The sequence below is a fragment of the Phyllobacterium zundukense genome (genome assembly GCF_002764115.1).
Taxonomy (GTDB): Bacteria; Pseudomonadota; Alphaproteobacteria; order Rhizobiales; family Rhizobiaceae; genus Phyllobacterium; species Phyllobacterium zundukense.
On the sequence record NZ_CP017940.1, the window covers coordinates 2,069,473 to 2,092,312 of the forward strand.

The 22,840-nt window shown below is 56.9% G+C and carries 18 protein-coding genes; all 18 read right to left on the minus strand.

Annotated elements, in window-relative coordinates; translation table 11 throughout:
• Positions 1-86 precede the first annotated feature (86 nt).
• Entirely contained in the window at positions 87-3,587 is a 3,501-nt protein-coding gene (gene dnaE, locus BLM14_RS10405) for a DNA polymerase III subunit alpha (protein ID WP_099999294.1), read from the minus strand.
• 392 nt (positions 3,588-3,979) lie between these two features.
• Positions 3,980-4,663, minus strand: coding sequence for an ABC transporter ATP-binding protein (locus BLM14_RS10410; protein ID WP_099999295.1), 684 nt, complete (start codon positions 4,661-4,663; stop codon positions 3,980-3,982).
• A 1-nt stretch (position 4,664) separates the two neighbouring features.
• Positions 4,665-5,951 (minus strand): lipoprotein-releasing ABC transporter permease subunit, encoded by a 1,287-nt coding sequence (locus BLM14_RS10415; RefSeq protein ID WP_099999296.1) that lies wholly within the window; start codon positions 5,949-5,951, stop codon positions 4,665-4,667.
• Positions 5,948-7,297 (minus strand): proline--tRNA ligase, encoded by a 1,350-nt coding sequence (gene proS / locus BLM14_RS10420; RefSeq protein WP_099999297.1) that lies wholly within the window; start codon positions 7,295-7,297, stop codon positions 5,948-5,950. The genes BLM14_RS10415 and proS overlap by 4 nt, the downstream gene beginning before the upstream one ends.
• A gap of 601 nt (positions 7,298-7,898) precedes the next feature.
• On the minus strand, positions 7,899-8,168 hold the full coding sequence (locus tag BLM14_RS10425) for a DUF1467 family protein (RefSeq protein WP_099999298.1): 270 nt from the start codon (positions 8,166-8,168) through the stop codon (positions 7,899-7,901).
• Position 8,169: 1 nt separating this feature from the next.
• Positions 8,170-8,574: a methylmalonyl-CoA epimerase gene (gene mce, locus BLM14_RS10430; protein ID WP_099999299.1), complete on the minus strand. Its 405-nt coding sequence runs from the start codon at positions 8,572-8,574 to the stop codon at positions 8,170-8,172.
• Between the two features lie 7 nt (positions 8,575-8,581).
• Positions 8,582-10,255: a ribonuclease J gene (locus BLM14_RS10435; RefSeq protein WP_099999300.1), complete on the minus strand. Its 1,674-nt coding sequence runs from the start codon at positions 10,253-10,255 to the stop codon at positions 8,582-8,584.
• A 22-nt stretch (positions 10,256-10,277) separates the two neighbouring features.
• The gene (locus tag BLM14_RS10440) at positions 10,278-11,117 is read right to left on the minus strand and encodes a biotin--[acetyl-CoA-carboxylase] ligase (protein ID WP_099999301.1); all 840 of its coding nucleotides are present in this window, start codon (positions 11,115-11,117) and stop codon (positions 10,278-10,280) included.
• Positions 11,118-11,130: 13 nt separating this feature from the next.
• Positions 11,131-12,555, minus strand: coding sequence for an NADH-quinone oxidoreductase subunit NuoN (gene nuoN, locus BLM14_RS10445; RefSeq protein ID WP_099999302.1), 1,425 nt, complete (start codon positions 12,553-12,555; stop codon positions 11,131-11,133).
• 20 nt (positions 12,556-12,575) lie between these two features.
• Positions 12,576-14,081, minus strand: a complete 1,506-nt coding sequence (locus BLM14_RS10450; protein ID WP_099999303.1) for an NADH-quinone oxidoreductase subunit M — start codon at positions 14,079-14,081, stop codon at positions 12,576-12,578.
• Positions 14,081-16,072 (minus strand): NADH-quinone oxidoreductase subunit L, encoded by a 1,992-nt coding sequence (nuoL, locus tag BLM14_RS10455; protein WP_162293147.1) that lies wholly within the window; start codon positions 16,070-16,072, stop codon positions 14,081-14,083. The genes BLM14_RS10450 and nuoL overlap by 1 nt, the downstream gene beginning before the upstream one ends.
• 7 nt (positions 16,073-16,079) lie before the next feature.
• Positions 16,080-16,388, minus strand: coding sequence for an NADH-quinone oxidoreductase subunit NuoK (gene nuoK / locus BLM14_RS10460; RefSeq protein WP_099999304.1), 309 nt, complete (start codon positions 16,386-16,388; stop codon positions 16,080-16,082).
• Positions 16,388-17,020 (minus strand): NADH-quinone oxidoreductase subunit J, encoded by a 633-nt coding sequence (locus tag BLM14_RS10465; RefSeq protein ID WP_099999305.1) that lies wholly within the window; start codon positions 17,018-17,020, stop codon positions 16,388-16,390. The genes nuoK and BLM14_RS10465 overlap by 1 nt, the downstream gene beginning before the upstream one ends.
• 141 nt (positions 17,021-17,161) lie before the next feature.
• A complete protein-coding gene (gene nuoI, locus BLM14_RS10470; protein WP_099999306.1) occupies positions 17,162-17,653 on the minus strand; it encodes an NADH-quinone oxidoreductase subunit NuoI in 492 nt (163 codons plus the stop codon).
• Between the two features lie 11 nt (positions 17,654-17,664).
• A complete protein-coding gene (nuoH, locus tag BLM14_RS10475) occupies positions 17,665-18,711 on the minus strand; it encodes an NADH-quinone oxidoreductase subunit NuoH (RefSeq protein WP_099999307.1) in 1,047 nt (348 codons plus the stop codon).
• Positions 18,712-18,728: 17 nt separating this feature from the next.
• On the minus strand, positions 18,729-20,810 hold the full coding sequence (gene nuoG / locus BLM14_RS10480) for an NADH-quinone oxidoreductase subunit NuoG (protein ID WP_100001195.1): 2,082 nt from the start codon (positions 20,808-20,810) through the stop codon (positions 18,729-18,731).
• 103 nt (positions 20,811-20,913) lie between these two features.
• A complete protein-coding gene (locus tag BLM14_RS10485; protein ID WP_133123846.1) occupies positions 20,914-21,465 on the minus strand; it encodes an NADH-ubiquinone dehydrogenase in 552 nt (183 codons plus the stop codon).
• A gap of 62 nt (positions 21,466-21,527) precedes the next feature.
• On the minus strand, positions 21,528-22,829 hold the full coding sequence (gene nuoF / locus BLM14_RS10490) for an NADH-quinone oxidoreductase subunit NuoF (RefSeq protein WP_099999309.1): 1,302 nt from the start codon (positions 22,827-22,829) through the stop codon (positions 21,528-21,530).
• Between the last annotated feature and the right edge of the window lie 11 nt (positions 22,830-22,840).

The window sequence follows — 22,840 nt, forward strand, 5'->3', positions numbered from 1 at the left end:
AACAGCACGAGAATTCGTCAATTTGGTATGAGAATCTCAATTTTGGATTGCAATTTAGATGTAACAGGTTGATCGCCGCTGCCTTCTCACCCCATTTCGACTTCGACAATTCCGGGAATGGCTTTCATTGCGCTGGCGACCTGCGGTCCGACGCGATAACGGTTCGGCAACTCGATTTCGACCTCGGTCGCGCCATTCTCCTTGATCAGGATGAGGCTCACCACCTGGCCATCGTTCTGCGGCGCCAGATAGGGCGTAATGGCGCTCAGGGGCTCGCTGGAGCGCATATAGAGCCGCAATGCCTTCTGCATGCGTGTCGCCTCATCTTCAAGCGACTGGGCCGTCTGGATGCGCAGACTGATGCCTTCCGGCCGGTCTTCGGCACCGACCGTAACAACCACTGACCTGCCCGGCTCCAGCAAATCGCGGAACTGCGCCAGGGCTTCCGAGAAGAGCACTGCTTCAAATTGCCCTGAAGAATCAGAGAATTGGATGATTCCCATCTTGTTGCCAGTCTTGGTCTTGCGCTCCTGCTTCGCCGTGATGGTACCGGCCAGGCGCCCGGCATTGGCGCCACGTTTGACCGCCGCCTGAAACTCGGCCCAGGTTTGCACGCGCATCTTTTCCAGGATCGGCCGGTACTCATCGAGCGGATGTGCCGAAAGATAAAAGCCGGCTGCTTCAAACTCGCGCCGCAGCTTTTCCGCCGAGAGCCAAGGGGCCGCTGCTGGCAGTTGCAGCGTCTGCGTCCCGCCTGCGGCCATGCCACCAAAAATATCGGCTTGACCGCTGACGCTGTCTTCCTGCGTGCGCTGTGCATGACCGATGATACGATCGAGACCGGCAATCAGCGCCGGACGCTCGCGTCCGAAACAATCGAAGGCGCCAGCATTTATCAGGCTTTCGAAGACGCGCCGGTTGACGACTCGCGGGTCGATCCGCTCACAAAAATCTTCCAGACTGGCATAGGGCGTCGCGCCGCGCTTCTCGACTATATGGTCGACTGCGGCCTCACCGACGCCCTTGATGGCTGCCAGCGAATAGAAGATCCGGTTCTCGCCAACCTCGAAGAGACGATAGGACGTATTCACCGATGGCGTGACCACCTCGATACCAAGCCGCACCGCTTCGCGGCGGAAATCATTCAGCTTGTCCGTGTTTGACATGTCGTATGTCATTGATGCAGCAAGGAATTCAACCGGGTAGTGCGCCTTCATATAGGCGGTCTGAAACGACACGATTGCATAGGCCGCGGCGTGCGATTTGTTGAAGCCGTAGTCGGCGAATTTCGCAAGAAGGTCGAAAATGAAGTTGGCTTGCGGCTTGGTCACGCCGCGTTCGACGGCACCGTCGACAAAACGCACCCGCTGCATGTCCATTTCGGCGCGGATCTTCTTGCCCATGGCGCGGCGCAGCAGATCGGCTTCACCCAGCGTATAGCCGGACATTTCCTGCGCGATCTGCATCACCTGTTCCTGATAGATGATGACGCCCTGGGTTTCCTTGACAAGATGGTCGATCTTCGGATGGATCGACGCCATCTCCTCATCGCCATTCTTGCGCGCATTGTAGGTCGGGATATTCTCCATCGGACCCGGCCGATAGAGCGCGACGAGCGCGATGATGTCCTCGATGCGGTCCGGTCGCATGCCAATCAGGGCTTTGCGCATGCCGGTGCTTTCCACCTGGAACACGCCGACCGTTTCGCCGCGCGAAAGCATCTCGTAGGTAGGCTTGTCATCGAATGGCAGATTGGAAAGGTCCACGGTAATGCCGCGCCGCTTGACAAGATTGACGGCGGTCTGAAGGACGGTAAGCGTCTTGAGTCCGAGGAAGTCGAACTTAACCAGCCCCGCCTCTTCCACCATTTTCATGTTGAACTGCGTAACCGGCATATCCGAACGCGGATCGCGGTACATCGGCACCAGTTCCGACAAGGGCCGGTCGCCGATCACGATGCCCGCCGCATGGGTCGAGGCGTGGCGATACAGCCCTTCCAGCTTGAGCGAGATATCGAGCAGCCGTTCGACCACCGGCTCCTTGTCGCGCTCCTCGCGCAGGCGTGGCTCGTCCTCGATCGCCTTGGACAGTGTTACCGGGTTGGCGGGATTGGCCGGGACCATCTTGGTCAGGCGGTCGACCTGGCCATAGGGCATTTCCAGCACGCGTCCGACGTCGCGCAGGACGGCTCGCGCCTGCAGGGTACCGAACGTAATGATCTGTGCCACCTGATCGCGGCCATACTTGCCCTGAACGTAACGTATGACCTCATCACGCCGCTCCTGACAGAAGTCGATGTCAAAGTCAGGCATCGAAACGCGATCTGGATTGAGGAAGCGCTCGAACAGCAGCGAGAACCGGAGGGGATCGACGTCGGTAATGGTCAACGCATAGGCAACGAGCGAACCCGCGCCGGAACCACGACCAGGACCCACAGGAATATCATGGGCTTTCGCCCATTTGATGAAGTCGGAAACGATGAGGAAGTATCCCGGATATTTCATTCGGGTAATGATGGAAATCTCGTATTCGAGACGTGTCGCATATTCCTCGCGGGTGTGGGCGCCAGCGAGCCCTAGGGTCTCAATGCGCTGCGCGAGACCTTCCCTCGCCTGCCGTGCCAATTCGTCCGCTTCGGCCTGCAACGCCGCCTCTGGATCGCCACTCTCACCGGTAAAGCGCGGCAGGATCGGCGCGCGATTCTTTGGATAGTAGGAGCAGCGCAGCGCAATCTCGACGGTGTTCTCCACCGCCTCCGGCAGATCGGCAAACAGGTCCACCATCTCATCTTCGCTCTTGAGATAGTGATCCGGCGTCAGACGCCGCCGGTCGTCGATCGAAAGGAGCGAACCGGCGGCAATTGCCAGCAAGGCATCGTGAGCCTCGTAATCGGCGCTCTTGGAGAAAAATACATCATTGGTGGCAACGAGCGGCAGTTCAAGCTCATAGGCGAGTTCAACCTGCGTTGCCTCGAGAGCGCGATCATAGCCTCGATGGCGCTGCAACTCGACATAGAGCCGGTCACCAAACAGCGCTTTCAAACCGATCAGTCGCTGCCGCGCGCGGTCGATGCGATCATCCTTGATCGCCTTGGCGATGGCACCTTCCGGACCGCCCGACAGGGCAATGATGCCGTCAGTTCGGCCAGGCAACCAATTCGATGTGATGTGGACCGGATCGCCGGCGGGCGTTTCCAGATAGGCACGGCTGACAAGGCGAACGAGATTGGCATAGCCCTCCTCGGTCGCCGCAAGCAACACAAGCGGCGCCAGACCAAGCGCCTCGCGCCGGTTAGCACTACGGCTTTCCTCTGCCTGATCGTGGAAGGCGATATCGAGTTGGCAACCAATAATAGGCTGCAGCCCCGCCTTCGATCCCTTTTGCGCGAATTCAAGGGCACCGAAAAGATTGTTGGTATCGGTAATCGCGATCGCCGGCGCCTTGTTCGACACCGCGAGATCAATCACCTTTGCGACCTGCAAGGCGCCTTCAAGCAGCGAGTATGCGGAATGAACCCTCAGGTGAACGAAGCGCAGCGCCTGTTTTGTCGCGTTGCTTTCGCCGCCGTTGCTCTGCCCGTCTGCCAATTTTTCATCTCCGAAGACTTGAACGGAGAAACCGATTCACCGCGCCGTCATAGTCCGACATGCGCGATGATGTGTCCACCTGATTTGAAGATTTGGCCGGCTTCAACAGTGGACAGAAGCCGGGATCGTCAGCCCTGAAACTCTGAAGCCGACGATCCCGATATTCTTTCAGATTGCGCTGACCCACATTGCGAAAGTCGCAATGAACAGGCTGACTGTAACGAATGACATAACGTCCTGGAAAAGTTCGCTCATCGGTAAAACCCTTCGTCGTTGTCTCTATGTCTATGTTTTGTTCTATTTTTGTTCTAAAGTCAAGCGTACCAAAGCGCCTATCGGCGCTATGGTTTTTGAAATATTAATGGAAGGAAAATGAAAAGGGCGCGAATCGATCAGAGGCTGGTGATCTTGCCGTCCTTGAGCGTCACGCGCCGGTCCATGCGGCGCGCGAGTTCGAAATTGTGGGTTGCGATCATCGCAGAGAGACCGGACTGGCGAACCAGGGCTTCCAGCGCCTCGAACACATAGGACGACGTCACCGGATCAAGGTTGCCTGTTGGCTCGTCTGCCAGCAGAACCAATGGAGCGTTCGCCACGGCACGGGCAATTGCCACACGTTGCTGTTCGCCACCGGAGAGTTCGCTTGGCCGGTGCGAAGCACGCGCGCCAACCTTCATGTAGTCGAGCAATTGCTGTGCTCGCTCGGACGCGACGCCCGGTTTCATGCCGCGAATCATCTGCGGCATCATCACGTTCTCCAGTGCGGAGAATTCAGGTAGCAGATGATGAAACTGATAAACGAAGCCGATATCATTGCGACGAATGGCCGTGCGGTCCTCGTCCGACAGCGTACCGCAGGATCGACCGTCAAGGATCACGTCACCGCTATCGGGACGTTCAAGCAATCCGGCGGTATGCAACAATGTCGACTTGCCGGCACCCGAGGGTGCCACAAGCGCAACCATTTCACCCTTGCCAAGTGAAAAGTTTGCATCGTCGAGGATGATGATTTCCCGGCCGATCTCGCTGTACCGACGGCCAACACTCGTCAGTTGAAGAATTGCCCCGCCTGCCATTCTATTCGTACCTCAATGCTTCGACGGGATCGAGCTTAGCTGCGCGCCACGCGGGAAACAGCGTTGCCAGAAATGACAGGACTAGCGCCATGAGAATGACCGAAAAGGTTTCATTGAAATCCATCTTGGCGGGCAGCGTGCTGAGGAAATACAGTTCCGGATTGAAAAGCGTGGTGCCTGACAGCCAGGAGAAGAACTCCCGTATACGCTCCACATTCAGGCAGACCAGCACGCCAAGCAACACGCCGGCAATTGTCCCGGTTACGCCGATAGCCGCACCGGTCATCAGGAAGATACGCAGGATCGAGTTTCGCGTCGCGCCCATCGTTCGCAGGATGGCGATGTCATGCCCCTTGTCCTTCACCAGCATGATCAGACCGGAGATGATATTAAGCGCCGCAACCAGGACGATCAGCGTCAGGATCATGAACATGACATTACGCTCGACCTGCAGTGCCGAGAAAAAGGTCTGGTTGCGCTGGCGCCAATCGGTGAGCATGAGCGCCCGCTGCGCTGCATCCTCGATCGGCTTCTTCAGTGCATCCACATTGTCCGGGTTGTCAGCGAATATCTCGATCGACTGAACCTTGTTCTCCTGGTTGAAATAGAGCTGCGATTCTTCGAGCGGCATCAGCACAATCGAAGCATCATATTCGGACATGCCAATCTCGAAGATCGCTGTCACCGGATAGGATTTTACGCGCGGTGCCATGCCGATCGGTGTCACGTCTCCGTCCGGAGAAATCAAGGTCAGCCGGTCGCCAAGACCCAGCCCCATATTCTCCGCCATTCGCGTACCAATGGCGACGCCGCCTGCAGTGTTGAACTCCTCGAACGTGCCCTGACGGACATTTTTCGAAACGAGCTTGAGCTTGGCGATATCTTCTTCACGCAAACCGCGCACCAAAGCGCCAGAGCCCGCTCCGACGTTACCCTTGGCCAGCACCTGCCCCTCCACTACAGGAATGGCAAAGGAAACGCCTGGAATAGCGTCGATACGCTTGATCACCGCATCATAGTCATCGAGCGGCCGATCCATTGGCTGCATGATAACATGGCCGTTGATACCGAGAATGCGAGTCAGCAATTCGCTGCGGAAGCCATTCATGACAGCCATGACAATGATCAGCGTCGCGACGCCCAGCATGATCCCGGTAAATGAGAAGCCGGCAATCACCGAAATAAACGTTTCCTTGCGCCGAGCGCGCAGATAGCGCCACGCAATCATCCGTTCATAGGCTGAGAACGGCTTGGAACCGGATGTCGCGGTGACGGCCTGTTCGCTCATAGAATTCCCGCCTGAAAGTTCGCAGGTCCCGCGAGCTTGTTGATTGCAGCTTCAATGCTCAAGGTCTCACGCGCACCAGTCGCACGATCCTTGATCTCGACCTCGCCCGCGGCAACGCTGCGCGGACCGACAATCACCTGCGTTGGCAGTCCGATCAAATCCATCTTCGCGAATTTTGCGCCAGGGCGGTCATCCGTGTCATCCAGCAATGGCTCAAGGCCTGCATTTGTCAGCGCTTCGTAAAGCTTCGTCGAAACCGCATCGCAGCCTTCATCGCCTGGTTTCATATTAACAATGCCGGCGCCAAACGGCGCAACGGCTTTCGGCCAGATGATGCCATTCTCATCATGCGATGCCTCGATAATCGCCGCAATGACACGCGACGGCCCGATGCCGTAGGAACCCATCGACACCAGATGGTCCTTGCCATCGGGGCCGCTTACCTTTGCACCCATAGGTTCGGAATATTTCGTACCAAAGTGGAAAATGTGGCCGACTTCGATGCCGCGCGCGGCGAGCTGGTCGGATGCACCGACCTCGCCCCACGCTGCCTCATCATGCATTTCGTCGGTCGCCGCGTAGGGCGCGGTCCACCGCGTCACGATTTCAGCGATCTGTGCATCGTCATCGAAGTTCGTGTCGGGTCCCGGCACCGGCAAATCGAGGTAGGCGCGGTCGCAGAAGACCTGGCTTTCACCCGTTTCAGCGAGAATGATGAATTCATGACTGAGTTCACCACCAATGGGCCCCGTATCGGCACGCATCGGAATCACCTTGATCCCCAGGCGCGAGAAAGTACGCAAATAGGCGACGAACATGCGGTTGTATGCTGCCTTGGCGCCCTCAAAATCGAGATCGAAGGAATAGGCGTCCTTCATCAGGAATTCACGTGAGCGCATCACGCCAAAGCGCGGGCGGCGCTCGTCGCGGAATTTCCACTGGATGTGGTAGAGATTGAGCGGCAGATCCTTGTAGGACTTCACATAAGCACGGAAAATCTCGGTGATCATTTCCTCATTTGTCGGGCCGTACAGCATTTCGCGCTCGCCGCGATCCTTGATACGCAACATTTCGTCGCCATAGGCATCATAGCGACCGCTTTCGCGCCACAGATCGGCAGACTGGATCGTCGGCATGAGCAATTCGATCGCACCGGAGCGGTTCTGTTCCTCGCGGATAATGTCACTCACCTTGTTGAGAATGCGCAAGCCAGCCGGCAGCCAGGCATAGATACCGGCCGATTCCTGGCGAATCAGACCGGCGCGCAACATCAGCCGATGGGAGACGATTTCCGCCTCCTTGGGGTTTTCTTTAAGGATGGGCAGAAAATAGCGGGAAAGGCGCATTGAGAATCACCAAATTGAACACTGCCTGAGTGCTTTAAGAATCAGGCAAAACCAAGTGCAAAGTCGATGTTTCTTACCGGCTTCACAGCGGATTGGGAACCCGCAACTGCAAATGAAAGAGCGTGGAATTTAAGGAGGATTCACCTCGCTGCCAGATTTGTAAGCAAAAAATGACTTGAACGAATATTTTTCGTGACATTTCGAAGGCACTCCGCTATTTTTTTAATCATAAGGAGAAAGTGAGAATATTTCTGCTTTCCTACGCGGTCAAAGTCTTGGGAGGATGTGACCTTTGGCGCGGTTTTCCGCAGCCGCCACGCAAGTGGAATAGGTCGGACGCGATCTTCAAATGCAAGGTGAAAGCCTTGCATTTTTTTTGTTTTTATTCCTGGATTCAATATGCTGCAGTTGTTTTTTAAAGTGATTTATCGACTGGCCAATAAACTGAGATCGAGCATTGTCAGAATCGTCCCGCGCACGGTTTTTCGGTTCCGGTTGTTTACATCTACTGATTGCTATTAAAAAAATTGTTTAAGAAGGGATCCAGTTTGGCGTTTCCGACCGATTTGCTGGCTAACGAACCGGGCCTTGATTGCCCAATTCAATTAAGCTGAGGGAAGAATACCGGTATATCGTCGACGCCGTAGCCAAGCTTTTGATTTACCACATAGAAAATGGCGAAGATAACGGCCGAGATAATTGTCGTAAGCAGGAAAACCCTGCCCATGCGATGTTTGTGCGGAGCGCTGGGAGTTGTGCCCAGCGTGACATCGTCTTCTTCAGCTTGGGTACGCAGGCCAATCGGCAGCATGGTGAAGAGCGTCAGCCACCAGAGGATGAAATAGACTGCCATTGCAGTTGCGATTGGCATTTTACTCTTGCTCCAGTTCAATCAGCGTCCCGTTGAAATCCTTCGGATGAAGAAACAGAACGGGTTTGCCGTGTGCGCCGATCTTTGGCTCGCCGTCTCCAAGGATGCGGGCGCCCTGCTCTTTTAGCCTGTCGCGCGCTGCCACGATATCGGGCACTTCGTAGCAGACATGATGCATGCCGCCTGAAGGGTTCTTTGCCAGAAATGCAGCGATTGGTGAATCCACACCCAGCGGTTCCAGCAATTCGATCTTCGTATTGCCGACATCGATGAAGACGACCGTTACGCCATGCTCCGGCAGCATCTGGGGTTCGGTCAGTTTCGCGCCGAGCGTATTGCGATAAATCGCGGACGCGGCAGCCAGATCCGGCACGGCAATCGCGACATGGTTGAGACGGCCAAGCATTGTTACCTCAGGGCCTGGTCACAAAGACTGTGACGATCGGCTTTTTGCCCCAAACTTCATTGGTCGCAGCGCGTACCGCCCGGCGCACGGCCTCACGGACCATGGCTATATCCTTGCGTTTTTCACGTGGAATGCTTTGTACTGCACCAACCGCCGCGTCATAGAGCAAATCTTCGAGAAGCTCCCCCTCATCGTCGTTTTCGGGAAGGCCAATCGGGACGATCTCCGGATCCTCAAGGATATTGTATCTCTCGTCGAGCAGCATCGAGACGGCAACATGTCCGACATATGAAAGTTTGCGCCGGTCAACGATGCCGACCTCTTCCTCGTCGCCGATGAGCTTTCCATCCTTGTACAAACGTCCGAATGGAGCCTGATCGATGATTTCAGCTCTGCCCGGTGCCAACCGCAGCACGTCGCCGTTGCGCACCTGCGGCACTTCCGGAATCCCGGCCATTGCGGCAAGAGATCCCTGCCCTACGAGATGCGCCGCCTCACCATGGACCGGTACAAGGATGCGCGGACGCACCCATGCATACATGCGCTTCAATTCGTTGCGCCGAGGATGGCCCGAAACGTGCACCAATTGATCGCCGTCGGAAATGACGTGAACGCCCTGTTCGATCAGGAGGTTCTTCGTATCGATAATTGCCTTTTCATTACCCGGGATAGGACGCGAGGAATAGATCACCGTGTCGCCAGCAGACAGTGCAACACTGCGCATTTCGTCTCGGGCCAGTTTTGCCAATGCGGCGCGCGGTTCACCCTGGCTGCCGGTCAGAATGATGACCATATTCTCGCGAGGAATGAAGCCATAATCGTCCTCGGCAAGGAATTCCGGAACGCCATCAAGATAACCGAGCTCACTTGCCACATCGATCATGCGCTTCATCGAGCGGCCAAGTACCAGAACCTGGCGACCTGCGTCGCGAGCCGCCAAGGCGATGGACCGGATACGCCCGACATTGGACGAGAAGGTGGTGATAGCCACGCGGCCGCGGGCCTTTTCGATGATCTCGCGCAGGCTCTCGCCGACTTCCCGTTCGGACGGGGATTCGCCATCGCGCAGGGCATTGGTCGAATCGCACATCAAGGCGAGCACGCCTTCGTCACCAAGTGCGCGGAAACGCGCTTCATTGATGAGTGGCCCCAGCGACGGCTCGGGATCCATCTTCCAGTCGCCGGTGTGAATGACCGTGCCGAGCGGCGTCTTGATCGCCAGCGAAACAGGCTCCGGGATCGAGTGCGTAACAGCGAGCGCCTCGAATTCGAACGGACCAACATTGAAGGTTTCACTGGCGCGGTAGATGGTCACCGGAATGTTTGGGGCGCCCGGTTCCGACTGGCGCTTTGCTTCGAGCAAGCCGGCCGTGAAGGGTGTCGCATAGACGGGAACATTCAGCATCGGCCACAGATCAAGCAAGGCGCCATAATGATCTTCATGAGCATGCGTGATCACAATGCCCTTCAGATTATTGCGCTCGGCCTGCAGGAAGCGAATATCGGGCAGCACGAGATCGGCACCCGGAAGGTCAGGACCGGCGAAACTCACGCCCATGTCAACCACGACCCACTCACGCTTGTGCGCGGGACCATAGCCGTACATGGCCAGGTTCATCCCGATCTCACCGACACCACCCAAGGGAAGGAAAACAAGTTCCGCTTGATCGGAATTTGCCATTTATACTCCTAAAAACTGAATTCTATTCAGCACTTGCCGACGCAACTGCACCAAAATGGACATCACCGGCGGCAATTTTCACCCGCTCTCCATCATTGTCGCGAATAACGAAGCGGCAGTCCTCGTCAATCGTTTCGAATATACCACGCAGCACCGTTCCGTCGACTCGCACGGCAACTTCGCCGCCAAGCCCGGCAGCGCGTGCGAGCCAGCGCTTGCGAATTTCGGCCAGTCCGCGTCCCTCGCCCCAGATGCGGCTGTTCTCTTCCCAGGCGTCGGAGAGCGCCAGAAACAAGGTTTCCGCATCACAATCAGCGCCAAGACGGGCTAGCGACGTCGCCGGGTAGGGAACGTCGTCGGGATATGCAACGACATTGACACCAATGCCAATGACGATCGCAAAGCGGTTATCCGGCAATTGCGTCGATTCGAGCAAAATACCCGCGAGCTTTGCGCCACCGGCCAAAAGATCGTTTGGCCATTTGAGTTCGACGCGCAGTGGCGATTTGCCGGCTCCGGCATTTCCTGCTCCGTCGAGACCAACTGAAAAAGTCGCAGCCGGACAGACGGCGTCCAAAGCATCCGCAAGCGAAAGCCCGGCAACGAAGCCCAGCGTGGCGGCAGTTTTCAGTTCAAAATTCCCGGTCAGCAACAGTGAAGCGGCAAGGTTCCCCTGCGATGTTGCCCAGGCGCGGCCGCGTCGGCCACGGCCGCTTTGCTGGCTTTTGGAGACGATCCATAATTTTCCCGGATCGCCAGCCTGCGCCCGCTCCAGCGCAACAGCGTTGGTCGAGCCGACCGTCTCAAACGCCTCCAGCCGAAAACCGTTTTGCTGTGCCAGGGGCGAAAGTGAGAATCCCATTGGGCTCCCGGCCTTAGAAGAACGTCTTGGCGGCGGCTTCCGCATACGTGCTGACCGGTCCACCGATCAGAACATAGAAGAGCACCAGCAGGCCGGACACGCCGAGCACGAGGCGCAGTTCACCGGCCACTGGTACGAAGGCGCCTACCGGTTCATCGAACCACATGATTTTGATGATGCGCAGGTAGTAGAAAGCCCCCACGACCGACGCCACGATGCCAATGATTGCCAAAGCATAAAGGTTGGCCTGCATCGCAGCGAGAAAGGTGTACCATTTGCCCCAGAATCCGGCGAGCGGCGGGATACCGGCAAGCGAGAACATCAGGATTGTCAGAATTGTCGCCATAACCGGATTGGTGCGCGACAAGCCTGCAAGATCGCCAATCTGCTCAACATTGCCTTCCTTGCGCCGCATCGCGAGAATGAATGCAAATGTCCCGAGCGTGGTGACCAGATAGATCAGCATGTAGATCGCAACGCCGCGCACACCGACCAGAGTGCCAGCGGAGAGCCCAACCAGTGCGTAGCCCATGTGGCTGATGGAAGAATAAGCCATCAGCCGCTTGATGTTGCGCTGGCCAATCGCCGCAAAGGCGCCCAGGACCATCGATGCGATAGCAATGAAGACGATGATCTGCTGCCAGTCATGGGTGATAGGCTGGAACGTCTCGACCGCGACGCGGGTCAGCAATGCCATGGCAGCCATTTTTGGTGCACTGGCGAAAAAGGCCGTAACCGGTGTGGGCGCGCCTTCATAAACGTCAGGCGTCCACATGTGGAACGGCACTGCAGAAATCTTGAAGGCAAGTCCAGCGAAGATGAATACGAGACCGAACACGACGCCAAGCTGCCGTTCGGAGCCGCCCAGCGCCTGAGCGATCGCCTCGAAGCCCGTGTGTCCCGTAAATCCGTAGACCAGTGAAATGCCGTAGAGCAGCATTCCTGACGACAAGGCGCCAAGCACGAAATACTTCAACCCGGCTTCCGTCGAACGCACATTGTCACGATTGATGGCAGCGACGACGTAGAGCGCAAGCGACTGCAATTCCAGGCCGAGATAAAGCGACAATGTGTCGTTTGCCGAGATCATGAGCAGCATGCCGAGAGTGGACAGCAGGATCAGGATCGGAAATTCGAACTTGTCGAATTTTTCTGCCTTGGCGAAACCTGCGGACATGACGAGCGTGACAACCGATCCAACCAGGGTCAGCACCTTCATGAAGCGCGAGAATGGATCGCTGACGAAAGCGCGCCCGAACACATGGCCATCCTCGGGAAAAAGAACGACCAGCGCCAGCGCCGCGAGCAGCAACGCAACTGCGAGGCCATGGACCAGCGCGTTTGCCCTTTCACCGGAAAACGCCCCGATCATCAGCAGAGCCAGTGCGCCCACTGTAATCAGCAGTTCAGGAGCCATAAGCGTCAAGTTGGGAATCATGTCGGTTTGGCCTCTTCCTGCTATTTCAGCGCCAGGGTGGCAGCTGAAGACAGCGCGTTATTGTATTGATTGATCAGGGCGTGGACAGAGCTTGCCGTCGCATCGAAGACAGGCATCGGATAAACGCCGTAGAAGATTGTCAGGATTGCCAGCGGATAGATCACGGCTTTTTCACGCGGCGACATATCCAGAAGCGATTTCAGGCTCTCCTTGTCGAGCGAACCGAATATGACACGGCGATAGAGCCAGAGTGCATAGGCTGCGGAGAAAATGACGCCGCTGGCGGCAAACAGCGCAACCCATGTGTTGACGCGGAAGACGCCCAGCAAAGTAAGGAACTCACCAACAAAGCCTGAGGTTCCAGGCAGGCCAACATTGGCCATGGTGAAGATCATGAACACCACAGCATATTTCGGCATGTTGTTGACGAGACCGCCATAGGCCGCAATCTCACGTGTATGGGTGCGGTCGTAGACGATACCGACACAGAGGAACAGCGCGCTCGAGACTAGCCCGTGCGAGAGCATCTGAAAAATTGCCCCCTGGATACCCTGCTCGTTGGCCGCGAAGATACCCATTGTGACATAGCCCATGTGGGCCACGGACGAATAGGCGATCAGCTTCTTGATGTCTTGCTGCATCAGCGCGACGAGCGATGTGTAGATGATAGCGACGATGGACAGCGTGTAGATCAGCGGCGCGAAATCAGCCGAAGCGATGGGGAACATCGGTATCGAGAAGCGGATGAAACCATATCCACCGAGCTTCAACAGGATGCCAGCCAGAATTGCGGAGGCTGCAGTTGGAGCTTCCACATGCGCATCCGGCAACCAGGTGTGTACCGGCCACATCGGCATCTTGACCGCAAAAGAGGCGAAGAATGCCAGCCAAAGCCAAGTCTGCAGCGACGCCGGGAATTTATAGGCAAGCAAGGTCGGAATGTCGGTCGTACCTGCCTGCCAGTACATCGCCATGATGGCCAGCAGCATCAGCACCGAGCCGAGCAATGTGTAGAGGAAGAACTTGAAGCTTGCGTAGACGCGGCGCTTGCCACCCCAGACACCGATGATGATGAACATCGGGACCAGAACTGCTTCAAAGAACACATAGAACAGAACGATATCGAGCGCGCAGAAGACACCGATCATCAGCGTTTCCAACACCAGGAACGCAATCATGTACTCCTTGACCCTGGTCTGGATCGCTTCCCAGCTTGCCAGGATGCACAGCGGCATCAGGAAGGTGGTGAGGATGACGAACAGCATCGAAATGCCGTCCACACCCATATGATAGGAGATGCCGGAATCAAGCCAAGCGGCCTTTTCGACAAACTGGAAGCCAGCCTGGCCATTGTCGAAATAATACCAGATCAGCAATGACAGCAGGAACGTGATGATCGTCGTCCACAGCGTCACATTGCGGATGTTACGCCGTGCAGATTCACTGTCATCCCGGATCATCAGAAGGAGAAAGGCACCGACCAATGGCAGGAAGGTAACAGTCGAGAGAATTGGCCAGTCGGTCATCAGAAGTTGCTCCCGAGCATCATCCACGTGACGAGTGCGGCGACCCCAATGAGCATCGCGAACGCATAGTGATAAAGGTAACCGGTCTGCAGGCGCACCACCCGGTTGGTGACATCAACGACACGTGCGGAAATTCCGTCCGGGCCATGACCGTCGATCAGCCAGCCGTCGCCCTGCTTCCACAGGAACCGGCCGAGAGCCTTGGCCGGACGAACGAACAGGAAGTCGTAGAGCTCGTCGAAATACCACTTGTTGAGCAGGAACTGGTAGAGGCCAGGATGCTGTGCAGCAAGCCGCTTCGGCGTCTCCGGGGAGCGGATGTAGAAATACCAGGACACGAGGAACCCGGCCGCCATTGCGAGGAATGGCGACATAGCAACCAGGAACGGTACGTGATGATGCTCTTCGAGGATCTCGTTTTCCGGACCGGTAAAGATCGCACCCTTCCAGAACTCGGCATACTCATGCCCGAAGAAATACTCATGGAAGCCAACACCGGCAAACAGCGCGCCGAATGCCAGAATGAACAGCGGAACCAGCATGACATAGGGCGATTCATGCACGTGATGCATGACATCATGGCTTGCACGCGGCTTGCCATGGAACGTCATGAAAATCAGGCGCCACGAATAGAAGCTGGTGAAGATGGCGGCGATAACGAGAAGGATGAACGCATAGCCGGCAACCGGGCTATGCGATGCGTAGGCCGACTCGATGATCATGTCCTTGGAGAAGAACCCGGCAGTACCGATAAGTGTGCCGGGAATGCCAAGGCCCGTCAGCGCAACCGTACCGACGACCATCAGCCAGTAGGTCTGAGGGATCAATTTGCGCAGACCACCCATGTGGCGCATGTCCTGTTCATCGGATACGGCGTGAATGACGGAGCCCGCTCCAAGGAACAGCAGGGCCTTGAAGAAGGCGTGCGTGAACAGGTGGAAAATGCCGGCACCGTAAGCACCGAGCCCGAGCGCAACAAACATGTAGCCAAGCTGCGAACAGGTCGAATATGCGATGACGCGCTTGATGTCGTTCTGGACGAGGCCAACTGTTGCAGCAAAGAATGCCGTGGTCGCACCGATAAAGGTGACGAAAATCAAGGCGGTATGCGACAGTTCGAAGATCGGGGACAAACGCGCAACCATGAATACACCAGCGGTCACCATCGTGGCAGCATGGATCAGTGCCGAAACCGGTGTCGGGCCTTCCATGGCGTCTGGCAGCCAGGTGTGCAGCAGGAACTGTGCCGACTTGCCCATCGCGCCCATGAAGAGCAGCAGGCAGGCAATAGTGATCGCACCCTGCTTGTCGAGCGCATAGCCCAGGAAATTCAGAACAGTCTGACTGCCCTCAGTCGCACCTTCAGCCGGAAGATACTGCGCAGCGGAAGTAAATAGCGTGTCGAACTGGACAGTGTCGAAAAGTACGAACAGTGCGAAAATGCCAAGCAGGAAGCCGAAATCGCCGACGCGGTTGACAACGAAGGCCTTGATGGCGGCGGCATTGGCGGAAGGCTTCTTGAACCAGAAGCCAATCAGCAGATACGACGCAAGGCCCACGCCTTCCCAGCCGAAGAACATCTGTACCAGATTGTCGCCGGTCACCAGCATCAGCATGGCGAAAGTGAAGAGCGACAGATAGGCGAAAAAGCGCGGCCGATCCGGATCGTGATGCATGTAGCCGATCGAATAGGTATGGACCAGTGCCGAGACGGTGTTGACGACGACCAGCATTACCGCTGTCAGCGTGTCGATGCGCAGCGCCCAGTCGAAGCTCAGCGAACCCGACTCGACCCAGTGCATGACCGGCACCTTGAACGCTTCGCCGTGGCCCAGCGCCACGGTCCCGAATGCGATCCAGGAAAGGACCGCACAGACGATCAGCAGTCCAGTCGTGACATACTCGCTCGCCTTCGCCCCGATCGACGAGCCAAACAGGCCCGCGATCAGAAAACCGAGCAACGGAAGGAAGACAATCGCCAGATACAGCATGCCCCCGTCAACCTTTCATCATGTTGACGTCTTCCACGGCAATCGACCCACGATTGCGGTAGAACACGACGAGAATAGCAAGACCGATCGCTGCCTCTGCGGCGGCAACGGTCAGGACAAACAACGCGAAGATCTGGCCAACCAGATCACCGAGAGCGGCGGAGAACGCCACGAAGTTCAAGTTGACTGCAAGCAGGATCAATTCGACCGACATCAAAATGACGATCACATTCTTCCGGTTGAGGAAGATACCGAAGATCCCGAGGGTAAACAGCAAGGCCGAAACAGTGAGATAATGTGCGATACCGATTTCCATCATGACACCTCTGTCAGGCCCTTGCCTGTTTCAACCTGTTTGACCTCGATAGCCGTTGCAGGCGTGCGTGCCACCTGCTCCGAAACGTTCTGGCGTTTGATATTCGGCTTGTGGCGAAGCGTAAGAACGATCGCGCCGATCATTGCAACCAGGAGCACGAGACCGGCAATCTGGAAGAAGTAGATGTAGTCCGTATAGAGAATATCGCCGAGCGCCGCCGTATTGGTGCGCGTGGCCACATCAGGCGTTGGCTGGAAAGCCACAGTGCCGAGTTTTGGCGCAAATACCGATCCGCCCAGAACGATGATCAACTCGGCAGCAAGGATGAGCCCGACAAGCGCGCCGATGGGCGCATATTGCAAGGCACCGCTTTTCAGTTCAGCAAAATCAACGTCCAGCATCATGACGACGAAAAGGAAGAGAACCGCAACCGCGCCGACATAGACGACGAGAAGGATCATCGCCAGGAATTCAGCGCCAGTTAGAAGGAACAATCCCGCCGCATTAAAAAATGCGAGGATCAAGAACAGCACAGAATGCACGGGATTGCGCGCCGCAATCACCATGAACGCACTGGCGACGGTTATGAAGGCGAAGAGATAAAAAAACGCCGCCGCGATACCTGTCAGCATGGGTTCCCCCGATTTCCATTCCGGCAGGTCTTCCTGCCATTTCTAGAGCGATGAGCGGCATTTCCGCGCATTCGCAGCCTCTTAGCGCATGTTCCCGTCCGGTAGAAGAACCGAACCAAGGACACAAGCGCGCACTCAATCTTACCGGTACGGCGCATCCATCGCGATGTTGCGCGCCAGTTCCCGTTCCCAGCGATCGCCGTTGGCAAGCAGCCGGTCCTTGTCATAGTAGAGTTCTTCACGAGTTTCCGTCGCGAACTCGAAATTCGGCCCTTCAACGATCGCATCGACCGGGCAAGCTTCCTGGCAAAAGCCGCAATAGATGCACTTCACCATATCGATGTCATAACGCACCGTGCGGCGCGTTCCGTCATTGCGGCGCGGTCCTGCCTCGATGGTAATGGCCTGCGCCGGGCAGATCGCTTCGCAGAGCTTGCAGGCGATGCAACGCTCTTCGCCATTGGGATAGCGGCGCAATGCATGTTCACCGCGGAAGCGTGGGCTGATCGGGCCCTTCTCAAACGGATAGTTCAAGGTCGCCTTCGGCGCAAAGAACTGACGCATCGACAAGAAGAATGCGCCGACGAATTCCAGAAGCAGGAGCGACTTAGCAGCTTGTGCGAGTTGTGCCATGCTGGTTCTCCTTACGGCGTCAGGCCGGTGATTTTGAGGAAGGCCGCGGTCGCGATGACCATGAAGATCGAAATCGGCAGGAACACCTTCCAGCCCAGACGCATCAACTGGTCATAGCGGTAGCGCGGAACGAATGCCTTCACCATGGCGAACATGAAAAAGCACAGGAAGAGCTTGAGCAGGAACCAGATCACCCCGGGCACCCAATTCAGGAACCAGACATCCACCGGAGGCAACCAGCCACCCAGGAAAAGGATGGTGGTCAGCGCGCACATCAGCGTGATGGCAACGTACTCACCAAGGAAGAACAGCAGGAACGCGGTCGACGAATATTCGATCATGTGACCGGCGACAAGTTCCGATTCCGCTTCGACCAGATCGAAAGGCGGACGGTTGGTTTCCGCCAGTGCCGAAATGAAGAAGATGATGAACATCGGGAAAAGGCCGAGCCAGTGCCAGTCGAGGAACGAGTTCGGCAGGCCCAGCATAGTGCCAAGACCATCCTTTTGCGACATGACGATATCGGTCAAGTTCAAGGATCCGACGCAAAGCAGAACGGTGACGATGACGAAACCGATGGAGACTTCGTAGGAAACCATCTGCGCAGCGGAACGCAGTGCTCCGAGGAATGGATATTTGGAATTGGAAGCCCAGCCGGCCATGATCACGCCGTAGACTTCCAGCGAGGAAATGGCGAGCACGTAGAGAATGCCGACATTGACGTTGGCAACCGCCCAGCCCTCATTGACCGGGATAACCGCCCATGCCGCCATCGCGAGAACCGATGAAACCAGAGGAGCAAGCAGGAAAATGCCCTTATTGGCGCCGGACGGAATGATCGGTTCCTTGACGACGAATTTGAGAAGATCGGCGAAGGACTGCAGCAATCCGAAGGGACCGACCACGTTCGGTCCGCGACGCAACTGAACGGCCGCCCAGATCTTGCGATCCGCCAGAAGCAGGTAGGCGATGATGAGCAACATTGCCACCAGCATCAGCACCGATTTTCCGAGGATAATCAGCAGCGGCAGGATGTAGGTTGCGAAAATTTCTTCCATATCAGTCTCTTCCCCGCCTACTCGGCCGCCTGCTTGAAGCCGCCCTTGGCGAGCGCTGAACATTCAGCCATGACGGCCGAGGCGCGCGCGATCGGGTTGGTCAAATAGAAATCCTTGACCGGCGAAACAAAGGCCGTTTTTTCAACGACGCCAGATGCATTTGCCAGCTTCTCGATGTCGGCAGGATTGCCAGCCTCGATCGAGTCGATCGCGGCGAGATGCGGATACTCCTCATAGAGGGCCCAGCGCAAGGCCGTCAGGGAGTCGAATGGCAATTTCTTGCCGAGAACATCCGACAGGGCGCGCAGGATCGCCCAATCTTCCTTGGCGTTACCCGGCGCAAAACCGGCACGGTTGGTCATCTGCACACGGCCTTCCGTGTTGACGAAGGTACCGGATTTTTCCGTATAGGTCGCACCCGGCAAGATCACGTCGGCGTTGTGCGCGCCCTGATCGCCATGGGTACCGATATAGACGGTGAAGGCCTTGTCCTTCTTCGGCCAATCCAGTTCGTCGGCGCCGAGCAGAAACAATACGTCAAGCTTGCCCCTCATTTCGGCAACTGTCTTGCCGCCTGCCCCCGGCACGAAGCCGATGTCGAGTGCACCGACACGGCTCGCCGCCGTGTGAACGACACCGAAACCGTTCCATTCGTCCGTCAACGCGCCCGAAACGGCGGCAATCTTTGCCACAAGACCCAAAACCGCCGCGCTATCCGCGCGGGCCAAGGCGCCCTGCCCGATGACGATCATCGGGTTCTTGGCCTTTTTCAGAACCGACAGGAATTTCACTGAACCATTGGCGAGTTCAACCAATGTCTCAGCTCCTGAACCAAGATATTCATACTTGTACCGCAGATCTGCCTGCTCGCCGATCACGGCAATTGGCGTTCCGGCAGCGCGCCAGCGCTTGCGGATACGGGAATTGAGCAACGAAGCCTCAAAGCGCGGGTTGGAACCTACGATCAGGATTGCATCAGCCTGTTCGATGCCGTCGATGGTCGGATTGAATATGTAGGACGCACGACCATTGGCCGTATTCAGCGCCGAGCCGTCCTGACGCGCATCGACATTGGCAGAGCCAAGCGATGTCATCAGTGCCTTCAGTGCATACATTTCCTCAACGCTGGCTAGATCGCCGGCAATCGCACCGATCTTGTCGCCCTTGGTCTTGGCAACAGCGGCCTTGATCGCTTCAAAAGCTTCAGGCCAGCTTGCAGCGACAAGCCGTCCGTCCTTGCGGATGTAAGGCCGGTCGAGACGCTGCGTACGCAGACCGTCCCAGATGAAGCGGGTTTTGTCGGAAATCCATTCCTCGTTCACCTGCTCGTTGACGCGCGGCAGGATGCGCATCACTTCGCGGCCGCGCGTATCAACGCGGATCGCCGATCCGACAGCATCCATCACGTCTATGGATTCGGTCTTATTCAGCTCCCACGGACGCGCCTGGAATGCATAGGGCTTCGAGGTCAATGCGCCAACCGGGCAAAGGTCGATCACATTACCCTGCAGCTCCGACGTCATCGCATGTTCAAGATAGGTGGTGATCTCGGCATCTTCGCCGCGGCCGATAAGACCGAGCTCGGAAATACCCGCGACTTCCGTCGTAAAGCGGACGCAACGCGTACAGTGGATGCAGCGCGTCATGATCGTCTTGACGAGTGGCCCGATATATTTGTCTTCAACGGCGCGCTTGTTTTCCTTGTAGCGCGACGAATCCATACCGAACGCCATCGCCTGATCCTGCAGATCGCACTCGCCGCCCTGATCGCAGATCGGGCAATCGAGCGGATGGTTGATCAAAAGGAATTCCATCACACCTTCACGGGCCTTCTTGACCATCGGCGTGTTGGTGAAAATCTCTGGTGTTTCGCCATTTGGGCCGGGACGCAGATCACGAACGCCCATCGCGCAGGATGCAGCCGGCTTTGGTGGTCCACCCTTCACTTCAATGAGGCACATGCGGCAATTGCCGGCGATCGACAAACGCTCATGGAAACAGAACCGCGGCACTTCCGCACCCGCCGTTTCTGCAGCCTGCAGAAGCGTGTAGTGATCCGGTACCTCGATTTCCTTACCGTCGACTTTGATCTTTGCCATCGTCCGTCCAACCTCGCGGAGCATTCCGCATTTTCATCTGGCATTTCAGCTTTGCGGCCGAAACACCTTCAATTCACTCGCGCCAGAGTAACCGGCGCGCTACCTAATTTGTACTTGCCCCAGCAAGAGCCGCTGCCTGCCCCACCCAGTCATCGCGCAAGATACGTCCGCCGAATTTCAGATGATCATCGACCCTGGCAATTTCCTCGACCGTCCAGGCCGCGATCTGCGCGTAGGTCTGGATGCCCATACCGTTCAGCACTTGTTCGAGCTTGGGACCAACACCGGAAATAAGCTTCAGATCGTCGCGCACCGTCACCGTTTTGACTGCCACGGACTGAACCGGCGCCTTTGATGCAACGGGTGCTTTGACCTGCACGACCGGAACATCGACAACCTTCGGCGAAATATGCTCTGCCTTCTTGCGAATGATTGTCCTCAAAGCATCCACATCGACAGCAACCGGCGGAACGGCAACGTTCTCGTCTTTCGTCGCAGGCTTGAGCCTGGTGTTTGCATCGAGAGCACCTGCGATTGCGCCGGCCCAAAGGCCCCACATCTGGCTGGCGACACCGAGACCGAGCACGGAAACAGCAGCTGCCGCACCCCATTGGGGCGCCAGCAGGTTGGCAGCCGGAATTACCTGTTTCGGCATCAAAGCCGCCCAGTCCGCGCCCAATCGTTTGTTTCCGGTGTCCGGCATCGGCCCTTCAACCCTTATTCCGCAGCTACAAGCACAGGGCTTGATGCGGCGTTGCGTGAAAATTCATCGATCCGGCGTTCGATCTCCGGGCGGAAATTGCGGATGAGACCCTGAACCGGCCAGGCAGCGGCATCCCCAAGAGCGCAGATCGTGTGACCCTCGATTTGCTTGGTCACATCCAGCAGCATGTCGATTTCGCGCTTCTGGGCGTTACCCGTCGCCATGCGCTCCATGACGCGCCACATCCAGCCCGTGCCCTCGCGGCACGGCGTGCACTGGCCGCAGCTCTCATGCTTGAAGAAATAGGAGAGACGCGCGATCGCCCGGACAATATCGGTTGACTTGTCCATGACGATAACGGCTGCAGTTCCGAAGGACGACTTGACGCCACGCAGCCCGTCAAAATCCATCGGGCAATCCATGATGTCCGCAGCAGTCAAGACCGGGCAAGACGCGCCGCCCGGAATAACAGCCAGAAGGTTGTCCCAACCGCCGCGAATACCGCCGGCATGTCTCTCGATCAATTCACGGAACGGAATGCCCATAGCGTCCTCAACCGTGCATGGACGGTTGACGTGTCCGGAAATCATGAACAGCTTGGTGCCGACATTGTTCGGGCGACCAATACCCGAGAACCAAGCCGCGCCACGGCGCAGGATCGTTGGTGCAACGGCAACGGACTCAACATTGTTCACGGTCGTTGGGCAGCCATAAAGGCCCATATTGGCTGGGAACGGCGGCTTCAGACGCGGCTGGCCCTTCTTGCCCTCAAGGCTTTCGAGCAGCGCTGTTTCCTCGCCGCAAATGTATGCTCCGGCGCCGTGATGGACGAAGATGTCGTAGTCCCAACCGTTCTTGTTGTTCTTGCCGAGCAGACCGGCATCATAGCACTCGTCAATCGCAGCCTGCAGCGCTTCACGTTCACGAATATACTCGCCACGCACATAGATGTAGCAGGTGTTGGCACCCATGGCGAAACCCGCAATCAGGCAGCCTTCGATCAGCGTGTGCGGATCGTGGCGCATGATATCGCGGTCCTTGCAGGTGCCCGGCTCCGATTCGTCGGCGTTGATGACGAGATAATGCGGACGGCCGTCGCTTTCCTTGGGCATGAACGACCATTTGAGGCCCGTCGGGAAGCCGGCGCCACCGCGTCCGCGCAGGCCCGATGCCTTCATCTCGTTGATGATCCAATCGCGACCCTTTTCAAGGATCTGCTTGGTGCCATCCCATTGGCCACGGCTCATCGCGCCCTTCAAGGACTTGTCCTTGAGGCCGTAAATATTGGTGAAGATGCGGTCTTTGTCAGCGAGCATTTCGCACCGGT

Excerpts from the sequence above, each read along its gene's own strand:
- BLM14_RS10415 (WP_099999296.1), bottom strand. The coding sequence starts at position 5,951 with ATGAGCGAACAGGCCGTCACCGCGACATCCGGTTCCAAGCCGTTCTCA.
- mce (WP_099999299.1), bottom strand. The coding sequence starts at position 8,574 with ATGCTTGGCCGTCTCAACCATGTCGCGATTGCCGTGCCGGATCTGGCT.
- nuoI (WP_099999306.1), bottom strand. The coding sequence starts at position 17,653 with ATGGCACAACTCGCACAAGCTGCTAAGTCGCTCCTGCTTCTGGAATTC.
- BLM14_RS10440 (WP_099999301.1), bottom strand. The coding sequence starts at position 11,117 with ATGGGATTCTCACTTTCGCCCCTGGCACAGCAAAACGGTTTTCGGCTG.
- BLM14_RS10435 (WP_099999300.1), bottom strand. The coding sequence starts at position 10,255 with ATGGCAAATTCCGATCAAGCGGAACTTGTTTTCCTTCCCTTGGGTGGT.
- BLM14_RS10425 (WP_099999298.1), bottom strand. The coding sequence starts at position 8,168 with ATGCCAATCGCAACTGCAATGGCAGTCTATTTCATCCTCTGGTGGCTG.
- BLM14_RS10465 (WP_099999305.1), bottom strand. The coding sequence starts at position 17,020 with ATGCTGACAGGTATCGCGGCGGCGTTTTTTTATCTCTTCGCCTTCATA.
- nuoG (WP_100001195.1), bottom strand. The coding sequence starts at position 20,810 with ATGGCAAAGATCAAAGTCGACGGTAAGGAAATCGAGGTACCGGATCAC.
- nuoK (WP_099999304.1), bottom strand. The coding sequence starts at position 16,388 with ATGGAAATCGGTATCGCACATTATCTCACTGTTTCGGCCTTGCTGTTT.
- nuoL (WP_162293147.1), bottom strand. The coding sequence starts at position 16,072 with ATGCTGTATCTGGCGATTGTCTTCCTTCCGTTGCTCGGTTTTCTGATC.
- nuoF (WP_099999309.1), bottom strand. The coding sequence starts at position 22,829 with ATGCTCGCTGACAAAGACCGCATCTTCACCAATATTTACGGCCTCAAG.
- nuoH (WP_099999307.1), bottom strand. The coding sequence starts at position 18,711 with ATGGAAGAAATTTTCGCAACCTACATCCTGCCGCTGCTGATTATCCTC.
- nuoN (WP_099999302.1), bottom strand. The coding sequence starts at position 12,555 with ATGATTCCCAACTTGACGCTTATGGCTCCTGAACTGCTGATTACAGTG.
- proS (WP_099999297.1), bottom strand. The coding sequence starts at position 7,297 with ATGCGCCTTTCCCGCTATTTTCTGCCCATCCTTAAAGAAAACCCCAAG.
- BLM14_RS10410 (WP_099999295.1), bottom strand. The coding sequence starts at position 4,663 with ATGGCAGGCGGGGCAATTCTTCAACTGACGAGTGTTGGCCGTCGGTAC.
- BLM14_RS10485 (WP_133123846.1), bottom strand. The coding sequence starts at position 21,465 with ATGCCGAAACAGGTAATTCCGGCTGCCAACCTGCTGGCGCCCCAATGG.
- BLM14_RS10450 (WP_099999303.1), bottom strand. The coding sequence starts at position 14,081 with ATGACCGACTGGCCAATTCTCTCGACTGTTACCTTCCTGCCATTGGTC.